General features: G+C 62.1%; 15 protein-coding genes. All 15 read left to right on the forward strand.

The genetic code is table 11. The features are described 5' to 3' along the window. Positions 1-166 precede the first annotated feature (166 nt). Positions 167-1,825 (forward strand): ABC transporter substrate-binding protein, encoded by a 1,659-nt coding sequence (locus tag ACINK1_RS07430; RefSeq protein WP_376802561.1) that lies wholly within the window; start codon positions 167-169, stop codon positions 1,823-1,825. A 67-nt stretch (positions 1,826-1,892) separates the two neighbouring features. Then, positions 1,893-2,873, forward strand: coding sequence for an ABC transporter permease (locus ACINK1_RS07435; protein ID WP_376802560.1), 981 nt, complete (start codon positions 1,893-1,895; stop codon positions 2,871-2,873). After that, on the forward strand, positions 2,870-3,808 hold the full coding sequence (locus ACINK1_RS07440; protein WP_376802559.1) for an ABC transporter permease: 939 nt from the start codon (positions 2,870-2,872) through the stop codon (positions 3,806-3,808). The genes ACINK1_RS07435 and ACINK1_RS07440 overlap by 4 nt, the downstream gene beginning before the upstream one ends. Further along, on the forward strand, positions 3,805-4,797 hold the full coding sequence (locus tag ACINK1_RS07445; protein ID WP_376802558.1) for an ABC transporter ATP-binding protein: 993 nt from the start codon (positions 3,805-3,807) through the stop codon (positions 4,795-4,797). Before ACINK1_RS07440 ends, ACINK1_RS07445 begins: the two co-directional genes overlap by 4 nt. Further along, positions 4,794-5,792, forward strand: coding sequence for an ABC transporter ATP-binding protein (locus ACINK1_RS07450; protein ID WP_376802557.1), 999 nt, complete (start codon positions 4,794-4,796; stop codon positions 5,790-5,792). Before ACINK1_RS07445 ends, ACINK1_RS07450 begins: the two co-directional genes overlap by 4 nt. A 95-nt stretch (positions 5,793-5,887) precedes the next feature. Continuing rightward, positions 5,888-8,113, forward strand: a complete 2,226-nt coding sequence (locus ACINK1_RS07455; protein WP_376802556.1) for a cation-translocating P-type ATPase — start codon at positions 5,888-5,890, stop codon at positions 8,111-8,113. Positions 8,114-8,198: 85 nt separating this feature from the next. Continuing rightward, positions 8,199-9,731, forward strand: a complete 1,533-nt coding sequence (locus ACINK1_RS07460) for a glucan biosynthesis protein (protein ID WP_376802555.1) — start codon at positions 8,199-8,201, stop codon at positions 9,729-9,731. Positions 9,732-9,881: 150 nt separating this feature from the next. Then, entirely contained in the window at positions 9,882-10,082 is a 201-nt protein-coding gene (gene rpmI, locus ACINK1_RS07465) for a 50S ribosomal protein L35 (RefSeq protein ID WP_376802554.1), read from the forward strand. Between the two features lie 44 nt (positions 10,083-10,126). Continuing rightward, on the forward strand, positions 10,127-10,501 hold the full coding sequence (gene rplT, locus ACINK1_RS07470; protein ID WP_376802553.1) for a 50S ribosomal protein L20: 375 nt from the start codon (positions 10,127-10,129) through the stop codon (positions 10,499-10,501). 110 nt (positions 10,502-10,611) lie between these two features. Continuing rightward, positions 10,612-11,670, forward strand: coding sequence for an aromatic ring-hydroxylating dioxygenase subunit alpha (locus ACINK1_RS07475; RefSeq protein WP_376802552.1), 1,059 nt, complete (start codon positions 10,612-10,614; stop codon positions 11,668-11,670). Between the two features lie 19 nt (positions 11,671-11,689). Further along, positions 11,690-12,772 (forward strand): phenylalanine--tRNA ligase subunit alpha, encoded by a 1,083-nt coding sequence (gene pheS, locus ACINK1_RS07480; RefSeq protein ID WP_376802551.1) that lies wholly within the window; start codon positions 11,690-11,692, stop codon positions 12,770-12,772. A gap of 1 nt (position 12,773) precedes the next feature. Continuing rightward, positions 12,774-13,010, forward strand: a complete 237-nt coding sequence (locus ACINK1_RS07485; protein WP_376802550.1) for a DUF4160 domain-containing protein — start codon at positions 12,774-12,776, stop codon at positions 13,008-13,010. A gap of 1 nt (position 13,011) precedes the next feature. Then, positions 13,012-13,287, forward strand: a complete 276-nt coding sequence (locus tag ACINK1_RS07490; protein ID WP_376802549.1) for a DUF2442 domain-containing protein — start codon at positions 13,012-13,014, stop codon at positions 13,285-13,287. After that, on the forward strand, positions 13,284-13,508 hold the full coding sequence (locus ACINK1_RS07495; protein WP_376802548.1) for a hypothetical protein: 225 nt from the start codon (positions 13,284-13,286) through the stop codon (positions 13,506-13,508). The genes ACINK1_RS07490 and ACINK1_RS07495 overlap by 4 nt, the downstream gene beginning before the upstream one ends. Before the next feature lie 59 nt (positions 13,509-13,567). After that, positions 13,568-15,384 (forward strand): phenylalanine--tRNA ligase subunit beta (gene pheT / locus ACINK1_RS07500; protein ID WP_395760048.1); only part of this gene is annotated, 1,817 nt, incomplete at its 3' end.

The raw sequence follows: 15,384 nt of genomic DNA on the forward strand, positions 1-15,384 counted from the left end.
AGCGCAGAAAAGCCGAGCGGCAGCCTGTGGTCAATGGAGTGGATGCACAATTCGTCGGCAGTGGTTGCATGCGCGCACGACTTGCGCGTTCTGGCGGGGCATCGCATGTTACGCGGATTGGGGAGCAACCCAGCGTAGAGGTTGCCAGAACATGGAGGTACATTCGATGCGTTTTGATCGCTTATGGCGTGGAAGGCTGTTGCGCAGTGCAGGGGCTCTGACCGTGATGGCCGGGCTGATGCTCGGCGCGCCGCTGGTTGAGGCAAAGACCTTCCGCATGGCGTTCCAGGGCAATCTCAACACGCTTGATCCCTACACGATCAACGAGACGTTCACTCACGCGATGAATGGCAGCTATTATGAAGGTCTGACGCGGCGCGGCCCTGATCTGACGATCATTCCGGGACTGGCTGAACGCTGGGAGCTGGTGGAGCCGACGCGCTGGCGCTTCCATCTGCGCAAGAATGTAAAGTTCCATGGTGGCGAGGCGTTCACTGCCGATGACGTGCTGTTCTCAGCCGAGCGCATCCGCCAGCCCAATTCCGATCTGAAAGCCCGCATTCCGGCCGATGCCCAATTCGTCAAGGTCGATGATTTTACCGTCGACGTCGTCTTGAAAACGCCCAATCCCATCCTGATCGCCGATTGGGACACGTTCTATGTCATGTCCAAGGCGTGGACCGAAAAGAACAACGCCAGCGAAGTGGTATCGGCCAAAGCAACCACACCGGGCTTTACCACGCTCAATGCCAATGGAACGGGGCCCTTCTCCGTCGTTTCGCATCAGCCGGGTGTCAAAACCGTCCTGAAGGCCAATCCTGGCTGGTGGAACGCGGCGAAGAAGGACTACAATATCGACGAGGTGGTGTTCACACCGATCGCCAATGATGCCACGCGCGTGGCTGCCCTGTTGTCGGGCGAAGTCGACTGGGCTGACCCGATCCCGCCGCAGGATCAGGAAAGGGTCAATTCGAGCCCGACCACCAGCATGCTGGCCGGCCCCGAGACGCGCACCATCTATCTGGGCATGGACCAGATGCGCGACAAGCTGGTGCCACCTGCGGAAGTCCCCGGTGACAAAAATCCGTTCAAGGATGTACGGGTGCGCAAGGCGATGTTCCTGGCGATCGACGAAGACGCTATCGCCAGCCGCATCATGCGCGGCCTCGCACGACCCTCGGCGCTGATGATCGATCCCAACCTTGTGGATAAATACGGCAAGGATTTCGTTCGTCCCAAGAGCGATCCGGCGCAGTCTGAAAAGCTCTTCGACGAAGCGGGCTATCCGCGCGTCGGCGGCGCGCAGGGGACGCGTTTCACCGTCGGGCTTGATTGCCCCAATGACCGCTATGTCAACGATGCCGCCATCTGCCAGGCAGTGATCGGCATGCTGGCGCGGGTTGGTGTCAAGGTCGTGCCGATCATCCAGCCGCGTGCGCAATATTTCGCCAAGATCCTGGCTGGTGGCGGCTATAACTCAAACTTCTATCTGCTGGGCTGGACACCGGGTACCAATGATTCCCACAACGTCCTGACCCAGATCGTCGGCTGCCGCGATGAAAAGGGGTCAGGCGGGCGCGGTGTTGCCAATGTCGCGGGCTATTGCAACCCGAAGATCGAGGAGCTGGCGCAAAAGGTGCTGGTTGAAACCAACACCGATGTCCGCGCCGGCCTGGTCAGGGACGCATGGAAACTCCTCGTCGATGACTGGGGCTACATACCGCTGCATCAGCAGGCGCTGGCCTGGGGCATCTCCAAGAAAGTGAAGATGGCGCAGCGTCCCGATAACATCGTGATGCTCTATCACGTCCAGCTCGCCGACTGAGGTCAAACCATAAAGCGGGGAAGGTGTCGAAGCCTTCCCCGCTTTCAGTTGCGAGCCGGGATTTGCGATGATCGCCTTTCTTCTGCGACGTATTGGCCAGGGTCTGCTTGTCATGGTGGCGGTCGGCATGATGGCGTTTGCGCTGTTCCGCTTTGTCGGTGACCCGGTCAATCAGCTGGTCGGACCGGATGCGAGCGAAGAGGATCGCGAGCGGATCAGGGTCGAGATCGGGCTGAAAGACCCGGTGGCGCTGCAATTTTCGCGCTATATCTGGCGCGCGGCGCATCTTGATTTCGGCTTTTCCTATCAATTCAAGCAACCCGTGACCAAGCTCATCGCCGAGCGCCTGCCGGCGACCATGGAACTTGCCTTCGTTGCTGTCAGCATCGCCCTTGTTCTTGGTGTGCTGCTTGGTGTCTATACCGGGCTTCATCGTGACAGCTTCCTGTCGAATGTCTTTCTCACAGTCTCGCTTATCGGCATTTCGCTGCCGACCTTTCTCATCGGCATTCTGCTGATTTTCCTCTTTGCGGTGCAGCTCAAGGTCATGCCGTCCTTTGGACGCGGGCAGGTCGTTGATCTGGGGTTCTGGACAACCGGCTTTCTGACCGCCTCAGGGCGCAGCGCGCTCGTGCTGCCGGCCATCACGCTCGGGCTTTTCCAGATGACGCTGACGATGCGGCTCGTGCGCTCGGAAATGCTGGAGATCATGCGACTTGATTTCATCAAATTCGCCCGCGCCCGTGGCCTCAAGAACCGTGCCATTCATTTCGGCCATGCCTTCAAAAACACGCTCATCCCGGTCATCACCGTCACCGGCCTGCAATTTGGCACGACCATCGCCTTCGCCATCATCACCGAGACGGTGTTCCAGTGGCCGGGCATGGGCAATCTCTTTCTCCGCGCCGTACAGACGGTCGATATCCCGATCATGGCCTGCTATCTGATGATGATCGGCTTCCTCTTCGTGCTCATCAATTTCATCGTCGACATTCTCTATTTCGTTGTCGATCCACGCCTGCGCCATGTGACGAAGGTGGCGCTATGACGGTGGTGCATCCGACTGCCGGCAGATCGCTGTGGCGCAGCCTCGTTGACAGTGACATGCTGCACGCGTTCCTGCGGTCACGGCTGACGGTGGTGGCAGCCCTGCTCACGCTCACCTATCTCCTTGCCGCGCTTCTGGCGCCGCTGATTGCCCCGACCAACCCCTATGACACGGCAAGCCTGTCGCTGCTTGATTCAAGCCTGCCGCCCGCGTGGTCGGCGCAGGGTGACCCCAAGTATCTGCTGGGCACGGATGATCAGGGCCGCGATATCCTGTCCACCATTCTCTATGGCCTGCGTATCTCGATCGGGGTTGGCGTCGTCTCGGTAGCGCTGGCGGCGATGGTCGGCATCGCGCTTGGCGTCGTTGCCGGTTATGTGGGCGGGCGGGTTGATGCCGTCATCATGCGCCTTGCCGAAGTGCAGCTTGCCTTCCCGGCGATCCTCATCGCCCTTTTTCTCGACGGCACGGTGCGCAGCATCTGGCCGCTGCTGAAGCAGGAGGATATCGCCTTTACCGTCATCGTGGCGGCGCTGGCGCTGGATAATTGGGCGAAATACGCCCGGACCGTCCGCGGCTCGACGCTGGTTGAGAAAAATCGCGATTACGTGCAGGCTGCCCGTGTCATCGGCCTCAGGCCCATCGCCATCATGTGGCGCCATGTGCTGCCAAATGTGCTGGGTCCGGTTCTGGTGATCGCCACCATCAATTTCGCGCTCGCCATCCTTGCCGAGGCGACGCTGTCCTTTCTCGGCGTCGGCTTTCCACCGACCAAACCATCGCTGGGTACCCTCATCCGTATCGGCAACAATTTCCTGTTTTCCGGCGAATGGTGGATCACCCTGTTTCCCGGCATCACGCTCGCCCTGCTGGTCCTGGCGGTCAATATTCTCGGCGACTGGCTGCGCGACGCGCTCAATCCGAGGCTCAGATGAGCCCCGAGATTGTGCTTGACGTGCGCGGGTTGACGGTCGAATTTCCAACGCGGAATGGCATTCTGACAGCGGTCGACAATGTGTCGTTTTCCATCGCCAAGGGAGAAATTCTTGGCGTGGTTGGCGAATCGGGAGCGGGAAAATCGCTCACGGGGGCGGCCATCATCGGGTTGCTGGAGCCGCCGGGGCGCGTCGCCAAAGGCGAAATCAGGCTCAAGGGCGAACGGATCGACGGGCTTGCGGGTGAAGCGCTGCGACGCTTGCGTGGGCGGCGCGTCGGCATGGTGTTCCAGGACCCGCTCACCAGCCTCAACCCCCTCTACACGGTGGGCGACCAGCTCATCGAAACCATTTCGACCCACCGCCCCGATCTCAGCGCCAGCGCGGCGCGGGAGCGTGCGCTGTCACTCCTCATTGATGTCGGCATTCCGGCGGCAAAGGACCGCCTTTTTGCCTATCCGCACCAGTTCTCGGGCGGCATGCGCCAACGTGTCGTGATCGCGCTGGCGCTGGCGGCCGAGCCCGAGCTGGTGATTGCGGATGAGCCGACGACGGCGCTTGATGTATCGGTGCAGGCGCAGATCATCGCCCTTCTCAAGCGTCTTTGTGCCGAGCGCGGCACGTCGGTCATGCTGATTACCCATGATATGGGAGTGATTGCGGAGACCTGCGACCGGGTGGCCGTTCTCTATGCGGGGCGGATCGTCGAGATCGGGCCGGTCGCCGATGTCATCCACCGGCCATGCCACCCCTATACGATCGGCCTGATGGGAGCGATACCGGCCCTTGACGGCGAGGAGGATCGCCTGACCCAGATCCCCGGATCGATGCCGCGCCTTTCAGCCATTCCGCAAGGATGCGCCTTTCACCCGCGCTGCGCCCGCACCAGCCAGACCTGCATTGACGAGCGCCCGCTCCTGACCGCTGCCGGCAGCGGCTCGGCTGCCTGCTGGCATATCGATCCCGCGTTGACGGGAGCTGGTTCATGACCTCTCACGCCCTGATCCGTGCCGAGCACCTGTCAAAGGCCTTTGACGTCTCCAAACCATGGCTGGAGCGTACCCTGTCGGGCGAAGGCAGGCGCACGCTGAGCGCGGTCAGCGATGTCTCGTTTGATATTGCGGCAGGAGAAACCTTCGCGCTTGTTGGCGAATCGGGCTCCGGCAAATCGACAATCGCCCGCCTGGTGGTGGGGCTTCATGCGGCAAGCGGCGGCAGGATCGTCTTCGATGGGCTCGACATCGCGGACCCGGCGAGCGCCCGGCAATTTGCCGCCGAGCGGCGGCGCATCGCCATGATCTTCCAGGACCCTTACGCCTCGCTCAATCCGCGCTGGCGCATCGGCGATATCATCGCCGAGCCGCTTTACGCGTTTGACCTCGTGAAGAACCGCGATGAGGCGCAGGCCCGGGTCGATGAGCTTCTGCGCCTTGTCAAACTCGACCCGCTCGACGGCGTCAAATTTCCGCATGAATTTTCGGGTGGGCAGCGCCAGCGCGTGGCGATTGCCCGGGCGCTTGCCTCGAATCCGGATGTCATTGTCTGCGACGAGCCGACGTCGGCGCTCGACGTGTCGGTTCAGGCGCAGGTTCTGAACCTCATGCGCGACCTTCAGGATCAGTTCAAGCTCACCTATCTGCTCATTTCGCACAATCTGGCGGTGGTGCGCCACATGGCAACCCGCGTCGGTGTTCTCTATCTCGGGCGTCTGGTCGAGGTGGCGCCGGCAAAGACCCTGTTCGCAAATCCGCGCCATCCCTATACGCGGATGCTGCTGGCTGCCGTTCCCGATCTTCATCTGGTCGGGCGGGCGCGCACCGCCGTCCAGGGCGAGATCGCCAATCCGATCGATCTGCCGCCCGGCTGCGCCTTTCATCCACGCTGTCCGCTTGCCAATGGCCGCTGCACAAGCGACATACCGCAACTAATCAGCCGCGATGGCGCCGATATCGCCTGCCACGCGGTCGAGGAAGGCCGGGAGTGACTAGTCGCACCCTTGCCATTTTTGTCCGCCACACGACATGAAGGCTGTCAGGCCTTCGCTCGCTTACCACCGACAGGCCGCTTACCCGGACCATCATGACCGCTTCCGCCCTTTCGCATCCGTTCACCTTCGATGTCGAAGGCATGACGTGCGCTGCCTGTTCAAGCCGCATCGAGAAGGTGCTGGCGGCGACGCCGGGGGTTCGTACATCACAGGTCAATCTGGCGCTTGAGCGTGCTGACGTGTCACTGGAGGAGGGCGTCGACCCCTCCGTCGTTCTGACCGCCATCAGTGAGGCCGGCTACGAGGCCAGTTTGCGCCGGCAGGGCAGCGACATGGCGGCGCAGGAGCGGGCCCGCGAGGCGCATGCACGCAACGAGGCGCACCGCGAAGGCTGGCACTTGGCGGTAGCCCTCCTTCTGGCCCTGCCGCTGGTGGCGCCCATGCTGCTGACGCCGTTTGGCATCGACCTTCATCTCAAACCGTCCTGGCAATGGCTGCTGGCAACGCCGGTGCAGTTTGGTGCCGGTTTTCGGTTTTACCGTGGGGCATGGCGGGCGGTTCGCAGCTTCAGCGCCAATATGGACGTGCTCGTGGCGCTTGGCACCGGTGCTGCCTATGCCTTCTCGGCGGTTGCCGTGATCCGGCTTGGTGATCACGCTCATGACCATCTTTATTTCGAAAGCGGCGCGGTGGTGATCGTTGCGCTTCTCGCAGGCAAGCTGCTGGAAGCGCGCGCCAAGGGCGGCACGGCAGCAGCGGTCCGCGCGCTTCTCAAGCTGCAACCGCCGACGGCGCGACGGCTGGTGGGGGAGAGCGCAAGCGAGGTGAAGCTGGCTGATCTGCGTAGCGGCGACCGCATCGAAATCCGCCCCGGTGATCTGGTGCCGGTTGATGGCGTCGTGGAAGATGGCATCAGCGAGGTCAACGAGGCGCTGCTGACGGGTGAGAGCCTGCCGGTCCGTAAAACTGTGGCAGCGCGCGTCATCGCCGGCACGCAGAACGGGACGGGGCGGCTCGTTGTACGCGCCACCGCCATTGGAGAGGACAGTGTTCTGGCGCGCATGAGCCGGGCGGTGGAGCGGGCACAGAATGCGCGCCCGCCCGTGCAGTCGCAAGTTGACCGGGTGACGTCGATCTTTGTCCCCGTCGTCCTCGCTCTGGCGCTCACCACCTTCCTCGGCTGGTTAATGCTGACGGGTGATCTCGAACAGGCGCTGATCCCGGCTGTATCCGTGCTGGTGATCGCCTGCCCGTGCGCGCTGGGGCTGGCGACACCCACCGCGATCGTCGCTGGAATTGGCGCGGCGGCACGCGCCGGTATCCTGCTGCGTGAGCCAGCCGTCATCGAGAGGGCGGGGCTGATCGACACGGTGGTCTTCGACAAGACCGGAACGCTCACCATCGGCCACCCGCGCCTCCTGTCGGTGACGGCCGTGCCTGACGACAGCGCGCAGGCGCGTGACCGCCTGCTGCGACTTGCCGCTTCCGCGCAACGGCCAAGCGAGCATGTGCTGGGCAGAGCCCTGATCAGCGCTGCCCTGGAACGCGGCGTCGCAGTTGAACCGCCCGCAGAATTCGTGGCCGTGCCGGGCGGCGGCATCCGCGCCAATGTCGGCCAGCACCGGCTGGTGATCGGGACAGCCGCCCTGATCGGCGATGACGGAGGCGAGGCGGAGCGGCTGGCCGCGGTGATTGCGACACGCGGCGAAACGCCCGTGCTGGTGGCCATCGACGGGCGCTTCAGCGGCGCCTTCGGGCTCGCCGACGCGATGCGCGAGACAGCCTCCGCAGCGGTTGATGCCCTCAAAATGGCAGGAATACGTACTATTCTTCTCTCAGGTGACCGTCCCGAGACGGTGGCCGCCATGGCTGCCCGGCTGATGGTGGACGAAGCGCATGGCGGCATCGATCCGCGCGGCAAATCAGCCTTCATCGCCGGCCAGAAAGCCGCCGGGCGGCAGGTGGCAATGGTGGGAGACGGGGTCAATGACGCACTCGCGCTCGCGGAGGCCGATATCGGGATTGCCATGGGATCGGGCAGTGATGTGGCGATCGAGGCGGCTGACGTGGCGCTGATGCGCGATGAGCCGCGTCTGGTTGCTGCAGCCCTCGACATTGCGGCGCGAACGAAACGCAAGATCAGCCATAATCTTCTCTTCGCCTTTGTCTACAATGTGATTGGCATCCCGCTTGCCATGGCGGGTGCCCTGTCGCCGGCGTTTGCCGGTGCTGCCATGGCGCTGTCATCGGTATCGGTGCTTGCCAGCGCCCTGATGCTGACCTTGTGGCGGCCTGTCTTTTTGTCCAAGAACCCCTGAGCGCAAGACAACCTTGAGCGCAAGACAACCCTGAGCGGATGATCACCTGCCGATGGCCCTGACACGACGAACTCTTTTCGCCGGCATGATGCTTCCCGCTATGCCGGACCTCGTTCTGGCGCAACAGCCTCATGCCATGCGCCTTGGCGAAGCGGCCCCGTTTTCCCGCGACATTCTGAAAGCTCAAGCCGAGCGCCTGGCTGCTGCGCCCTATCAGCCACGTTCCCCCCAGGCAGCGGCGCAGGCCATCGATTATGATGCGCATGGCAAGATCAGATTTACGCCTGAGCGCGGGCTTTTCGCCGATGGCAGCGGGCCCTATCCGGTCAGCTTCTTCCATCTCGGGCGCTATTTCCAGAAGGGCGTGGCAATCCACGAGGTGAGGAGCGGCCGCTCGCGGGAAATCCTCTATGACCCGGCGCTGTTCACCATGCCCGATGACAGCCCGGCGAAGGCGCTGCCCGCCAATGCCGGCTTTGCCGGCTTTCGTTTGCAGGAAAGCCGCAAGCGCAAGGACTGGCGCACCCAGGACTGGATCGCCTTTCTCGGCGCCTCCTATTTTCGTGCCATCGGCGAGTTGAACCAGTACGGGCTGTCGGCGCGCGGCATCGCGCTCAACGTGGCAACGCCTGAGGGCGAGGAATTTCCTGATTTCACCGCCTTTTATATCGATGCTAAAGCGGAGAAGGGCGCAGCCATCATCCACGCCCTGCTTGAGGGGCCCTCGCTTACCGGGGCCTACACCTTCACCTGCCGGCGCGACAAAGGGGTGGTTATCGACGTCGAATGCCAGCTTTTTCTGCGCCGCGACATCGCGCGGCTCGGCATTGCGCCGCTTACCTCGATGTACTGGTTTTCGGAAACCCGCAAACCGGCCATGGTCGATTGGCGCCCGGAAGTGCATGACAGCGACGGGCTGCAACTCCTCACCGGAAAGGGCGAGCGGCTGTGGCGCCCGCTCAACAATCCGCCGCAGGTGACGGTCTCGTCCTTCCTCGATGAGAACCCGCGCGGCTTCGGCCTCATGCAGCGCGACCGTCTGTTCGACCATTACACCGACGGCGTCTATTACGAGCGCCGCCCGAGCGCCTATGTCGAGCCGGTCGGTGACTGGGGCGCCGGAGCTGTCCAGCTGGTCGAAATCCCGACCGATGATGAAATCCACGATAACATCGTTGCCATGTGGGTGCCGGGTGAGCCGGCAAAAGCGGGCGAGAAACGCAGCTACCGCTACCGCATCACCTGGGCAGCCGACGCGCCGAAAGCGGCTATTGCCCAACCGGCGCTGGCGCGCGTGGTGGCGACACGGCTTGGCAATGGCGGGCAGCCTGGCACCGAGCGGCCACGGGGCGTGCGTAAATTTCTCGTCGAGTTTCTGGGCGGGCCGCTCACCCGCCTGCCCAAGGGTGCCCTGCCACAGGTGCAGCTATGGATATCGCGCGGCAGCTTCGGCCCCTATCAGCACACCGAAGCCGTGCCCAACGGCTTAGCTGGTCATTGGCGCACCCAGTTTGATTTGCTGGTGGAAGGGCCGCAACCGGTGGAATTGCGGGCAAGCCTGATGATCGGCGGCAAACCGGCCAGCGAGACGTGGAGCTATCAATATCATCCGGGATAAGCGGATTTTACTTCCACACCCTTGCCTCTTTTCGCCTTTTCCTTTATGCCGCGCCTTCCTGATCGCCGGGCTGATAAGGGCTGCCCGGGCGATCGTTTGGCACGCCCCCTGTTCTGGTGAACAGCGCGGGCTTTTTTGATGGAGTGCAAAATGCCCAAGATGAAGACCAAGAGCGGCGCCAAGAAGCGCTTCAAGCTCACCGGCACGGGGAAAGTCGTTTCCTCGCAGGCCGGCAAACGCCACGGCATGATCAAGCGGACCAAGAAGCAGATCCGCCAGCAGCGCGGCACGACCGTGATGGCCGAGCCCGACCAGATCATCGTCAAGAAATGGCTCCCTTACGGCGTGTGAACGCACAAGGGTTCGTTTGCAAGAGAGTTTGAAGGAGATTTCCCATGGCCCGCGTTAAACGTGGCACCACCTCACATGCCAAGCACAAGAAGGTTTTCAAGGCGGCAAAAGGCTTTCGTGGCCGGCGCAAGAATACCATCCGCGCGGCGAAGAATGCCGTCGAACGGTCGATGCAATATGCCTATCGCGACCGCAAGGCGAAGAAGCGCACCTTCCGCTCGCTGTGGATCCAGCGCATCAATGCCGGCGTGCGCTCGATCGACGCGAAATACACCTATGCCCGCCTCATCGACGGGTTGAGCCGCGCCGAGATCGTCATCGACCGCAAGGTATTGTCCGATCTCGCGGTACGCGATTTCGACACCTTCAAGGCGATCGTCGAACAGGCGATGGCGGCATCCGCCAAGGTTGCAGCCTAAGCTTGAGACAGACAGGCTGGCGGTCTGGAAGCGCCTCTGGCGTAATCACTTCAGGGCGCCGGGACATCGGCGGCGGGTATGTTCCCTGGTGCCGCCTCATGGAGCGTTTCATGCAAGGCCTGACAGCTGACCTCATTCGCGGCATGTGGTATGTCGCCTGCCCGGGGCGCGATCTGCGCCCGGGCAAATTCATCACCAAGAAGCTGATGAACGAGCCGGTGCTCATCGGTCGCAAAAGTGATGGTTCGGTGTTCGCGCTGCGCGATATCTGTCCCCATCGCGGCATCCCGCTCAGCTATGGCCATTTCGACGGCACGACGCTTGCGTGTTCCTATCATGGCTGGCGCTTCGACGGGGCGGGCACCTGCGTCGACATCCCGTCGCTGCGCGAAGGCCAGCAGGTCGATCTCACCAAGATCCGCTGCGGCAATTTCGCCTGCACCGAGAGCCAGGGCGTGGTGTGGATCTATTTTCCGCAAAAAGCCGAGACACCGTCTGAAGGCGGCTATCCGGCACCGCCCCTGATGCCGGATTTTGCCGGCGCTGCGGCGCCCAAATTCCACATCATGCTGCCCTTCACCTGTTCAACCGATCATGCTGCCTTTGGCCTCATGGACCCGACGCATGCAGCGTTCGTCCACACCTCGTGGTGGTTCAAGAAGCAGGCAAGCAAGCTCAGGCCGAAAGAAAAATCCTTCGCCCCCTCCGAGCTTGGCTGGAGCATGGTGCGCCACCGCCTGCCGCCGCAGAACATCGCCTACCGTCTGCTCGGTACCGAAGTGACGACCGAGATCACCTACCGCCTTCCCGGCTTTCGGATCGAGAACATCCGCGGCGAGCGCCACCAGGCAACCGGCCTCACCGCCCTGACGCCCAATGACGAGAGCAACACCGAGGTGCATCAGTTCTTTTGGATATCGGCGGGATGGGCGGGCGGTCTGCGCCCCTTGTTTGAACATCTCATGCGCGTTTTCCTTGATCAGGACCGGCTCGTCGTCATCCGCCAGCGCGAAGGCCTGCTCCATGAGCCGCGGCTGATGATGGTGAACGATGCCGATACGCAGGCGCGCTGGTGGGCCCGCATCAAGGACAGCTATCTGGCGGCGCAGAAATCGGGCACAGCTTTTGCCAATCCGCTGGAGCCGATGACATTGCGCTGGCGCAGTTGAGGGGCAGGACATGACGGCGATGGACGAGTTACCGGCCCTGCAGACCACGCTTCTGACGGCGATTGCGGCAGCCGGCGATGAAGCGGCACTGGAAGCCCTGCGCATCGCCGCGCTGGGCAAGAAGGGCTCGGTGTCGGCCTTGCTGGCGACGCTTGGCAAGATGTCGCCTGATGAGCGCAAGGTGCAGGGCGCAGCAATCAATGCGCTCAAGGACATCGTTTCGGCAGCCTTGGTGACGCGCAAGAGCGAACTGGCGGAAAAGACGCTCACCGTGCGCCTCATCAGCGAGACCATCGACATCACCTTGCCGGTGCGCCCCTCGGGCCTTGAGAGCGGGCGCATTCATCCCATCACCCAGGTGATCGATGAGCTGACCGCCATTTTCCACGATATGGGGTTTGCCGTCGCCGACGGGCCGGACATCGAAACGGACGAGTATAACTTCACCATGCTCAATTTCCCGCCCGGCCATCCGGCGCGCGAGATGCACGATACCTTCTTCATGCCGGCCAAACCCGACGGCACACGCCATGTGCTGCGCACGCACACGAGCCCGGTGCAGATCCGCACCATGCTGACCCACAAGCCGCCCATCCGGGTGATTATCCCCGGGCGCACATATCGCTGCGATTCCGACCAGACCCACACGCCGATGTTCCATCAGGTCGAGGGGCTCGTCATCGACAAATCAAGCCATATGGGCCACCTCAAATGGGTGCTGGAAGAGTTCTGCAAGGCCTTCTTCGAAGTCAACGACGTCAAGATGCGCTTCCGCCCGAGCCATTTCCCGTTCACCGAGCCGTCGATGGAAGTCGACATCCAGTGCCGGCGCACCGGCGATGACATCCGCTTCGGCGAGGGCGAGGACTGGCTGGAAATCCTCGGCTGCGGCATGGTCCATCCCAACGTCATCCGCAATTGCGGCCTTGATCCGGACATCTATCAGGGCTTTGCCTGGGGCTTGGGCATCGACCGCATCGCCATGCTGAAATACGGCATGCCCGATCTGCGCGCCTTCTTCGACGCCGATCAGCGATGGATTGATCATTACGGTTTCCGCCCGCTTGACCTGCCGAGCCTGGTGGCGGGCTTGAGCGGCTGAAATGCCGACCTTATTACGCTGGAGCGGGTTTCGCTTTTTCTTCTACTCAGCCGACGGTTGGGAACCACCTCACATCCATGTTGTGAAAGACGGATGTGAAGCAAAAGTCTGGCTCCGCGACCTGACAATCGCTGTCAATCTGGGGTATTCTGCACAAGAGTTGAATGAGATTGTACGCAAGACCCGAGAAGAGCGGGACGGTTTCCTGGCTGCCTGGCAAAGTTACTTTGGAGTTTGAGATGACTGTCTTGCAGATCGAAATCGAAGATACCCGCCCGGTTGCAGCGCATTGTGACAGCCAACATCTTCATGTAACGCTCGCGGACGGGCGCAGTTTAAGCGCGCCACTCTGGTGGTATCCGCGACTTGCGAAGGCGAATGAGGCCGCGCGTGCTTCCATCGAGTTTCAACCCATGGGTCTTCACTGGCCCGACATTGACGAGGACATTTCAATTGCATCGATCCTGCGCGGCCAAAAGGCGCCGGGGGCAATTGAACCGGGGCAGGCAGCGTGATTTTGGCGATCGAGTCGATCCTGCTTTCACGAGCCGTGGCGGCTGTTGGCGGTCTGGCGAAATTGGAAGAGGCCATTAGAACGGTAGTGCTGTTTGCAGAGGACAGTGGCATTGATTTGGACACGAAAATTGGCAAAGCGATGGACACGCGCAAGAGAGCAATTTTGATCGAGTTGCAGATTTCTCTCCGTCCACGAATCCGAGCCAGCATGGGGATCTAGGGTAGACGAAGGCATTTCCGGTTTGCTGTGATCCCTGAGAAAAAAACTAGAGAACATTCATGAAATTCACCCTCTCCTGGCTCAAAGACCATCTCGATTGCGAGCGCCCGCTCGATGACATCGCCACGACGCTGACGCGCGTCGGCCTTGAGGTCGAGGGCATCAGCGACGCGGCGAAGGCGCTTTCAGGCTTCACGATTGCCCATGTCATTTCCGCCGAGCAGCATCCGAATGCCGACCGGCTGCGCGTCTGCATGGTGGATACCGGTTCTGGTTCGCCGGTGCAGGTGGTGTGCGGAGCGCCCAATGCGCGGGCTGGCATGAAATCCGTCTTCTCGCCGCCTGGCACCTATATCCCAGGCAAGAAGATCACGCTTGGCGCGGGCGTCATTCGCGGCGTTGAATCAAACGGCATGCTGTGCTCGGCAGCCGAGCTTGAAATATCAGACGATCATGACGGCATTCTCGATCTGCCGGCAGACGCGCCGCTCGGCGTGACTTACGCGGCGTGGGCGGGGCTTGATGACCCGGTGATCGACGTAGCACTCACCCCCAACCGCCCTGACTGCACGGCAATCACCGGGATTGCGCGTGATCTGGCGGCAGCCGGCGTCGGCGCCTTGAAATCGCTTGAGATCAAACCGGTCGCCGGCAGCTTTCCCTGCGCCATTGATGTCAGGCTCGATCTGCCCGGCAACCCGTCATGGTGCCCGGCCTTCGCCTATCGGCTCATTCGTGGCGTCAGGAACGGCCCCTCGTCCGCATGGCTGCAGAAGCGGCTGAAGGCGGTGGGCCTTCGCCCGATCAATGCGCTCGTCGATATCACCAACTATGTCAGCCTTGATCGCGGGCGCCCGCTCCACGTCTTTGACGTTGCCAAGCTTACAGGGGCGCTGGTTGTGCGTGCGGGCAGAGAAGGCGACAGCCTGCAGGCGCTCGATGGCAGGACCTATACGCTCGACGCGACGATGTGCGTGATTGCCGATGATGCCGGCCCGGTGTCGATTGCCGGCATCATGGGCGGCGAGCGCACGGGTTGTGACGAGACGACAACCGACGTGCTGATCGAATCAGCGTTGTGGGATCCGCTCACCATCGCCGCGACAGGACGCAAGCTCGCGATCAATTCGGACGCGCGGTACCGGTTTGAGCGCGGCGTTGACCCGCTGATGACGATGCCGGGTCTTGAACTGGCGACAAAGCTCGCAGTGGATTTCTGCGGTGGCGATGCTTCCGACATCAAACTCGCCGGCACGATCCCCGATATTGACCGCGTGATTGATTTTCCGGTGAGCGAGGTGAAGCGGTTGATCGGCGCTGATATCCCGCATTACGAATCAAAGATCGTGCTGCAATCGCTTGGCTTCTGGATATCGGGCCATCAGGGCGAAGCGTGGAAGGTAGCGCCTCCCTCCTGGCGCCCCGACATTCACGGCAAGGCTGATCTCGTCGAGGAAGTGGTGCGCATCGTCGGTCTTGACCGCGTCCCGGCAACGCCCTTGCCGCGCGAGGGGCATGTCATGGGACCGGTCCTGACGCTGCAGCAAAAGCGGGTGCGCACGACAAAACGCCTGCTGGCAGCGCGCGGCATGGCGGAGGCGATCACCTGGTCCTTCATTGCCAAGGAACAGGCTGCCCTGTTCGGCGCCGCTGCCGGCCTTGATCTTGCCAATCCGATTTCAAGCGATCTTTCCACCATGCGCCCGAGCCTGCTGGCGGGGTTGGCGCTCGCTGCCAAGCGTAATGGCGACAAGAGCGTCCACGATGTCGCCCTGTTCGAAGTCGGACAGATTTTTCATGGCGGCGAGCCGGGCGAGCAGAGCATGTCAGCCTGCGGGATCAGGAGGGGACTTGCCAAAGTCAATGGCGCCGGGCG

The organism is Raskinella chloraquaticus (SeqCode), assembly GCF_021731865.1.
GTDB lineage: Bacteria > Pseudomonadota > Alphaproteobacteria > Rhizobiales > UBA4765 > Raskinella > Raskinella chloraquaticus.

Coding starts and splice junctions, on each gene's coding strand:
- rplT (WP_376802553.1), top strand. CDS start 10,127: ATGGCCCGCGTTAAACGTGGCACCACCTCACATGCCAAGCACAAGAAG.
- ACINK1_RS07490 (WP_376802549.1), top strand. CDS start 13,012: ATGACTGTCTTGCAGATCGAAATCGAAGATACCCGCCCGGTTGCAGCG.
- ACINK1_RS07435 (WP_376802560.1), top strand. CDS start 1,893: ATGATCGCCTTTCTTCTGCGACGTATTGGCCAGGGTCTGCTTGTCATG.
- ACINK1_RS07485 (WP_376802550.1), top strand. CDS start 12,774: ATGCCGACCTTATTACGCTGGAGCGGGTTTCGCTTTTTCTTCTACTCA.
- ACINK1_RS07440 (WP_376802559.1), top strand. CDS start 2,870: ATGACGGTGGTGCATCCGACTGCCGGCAGATCGCTGTGGCGCAGCCTC.
- pheS (WP_376802551.1), top strand. CDS start 11,690: ATGGACGAGTTACCGGCCCTGCAGACCACGCTTCTGACGGCGATTGCG.
- ACINK1_RS07475 (WP_376802552.1), top strand. CDS start 10,612: ATGCAAGGCCTGACAGCTGACCTCATTCGCGGCATGTGGTATGTCGCC.
- ACINK1_RS07450 (WP_376802557.1), top strand. CDS start 4,794: ATGACCTCTCACGCCCTGATCCGTGCCGAGCACCTGTCAAAGGCCTTT.
- ACINK1_RS07460 (WP_376802555.1), top strand. CDS start 8,199: ATGATGCTTCCCGCTATGCCGGACCTCGTTCTGGCGCAACAGCCTCAT.
- ACINK1_RS07445 (WP_376802558.1), top strand. CDS start 3,805: ATGAGCCCCGAGATTGTGCTTGACGTGCGCGGGTTGACGGTCGAATTT.
- ACINK1_RS07430 (WP_376802561.1), top strand. CDS start 167: ATGCGTTTTGATCGCTTATGGCGTGGAAGGCTGTTGCGCAGTGCAGGG.
- ACINK1_RS07455 (WP_376802556.1), top strand. CDS start 5,888: ATGACCGCTTCCGCCCTTTCGCATCCGTTCACCTTCGATGTCGAAGGC.
- rpmI (WP_376802554.1), top strand. CDS start 9,882: ATGCCCAAGATGAAGACCAAGAGCGGCGCCAAGAAGCGCTTCAAGCTC.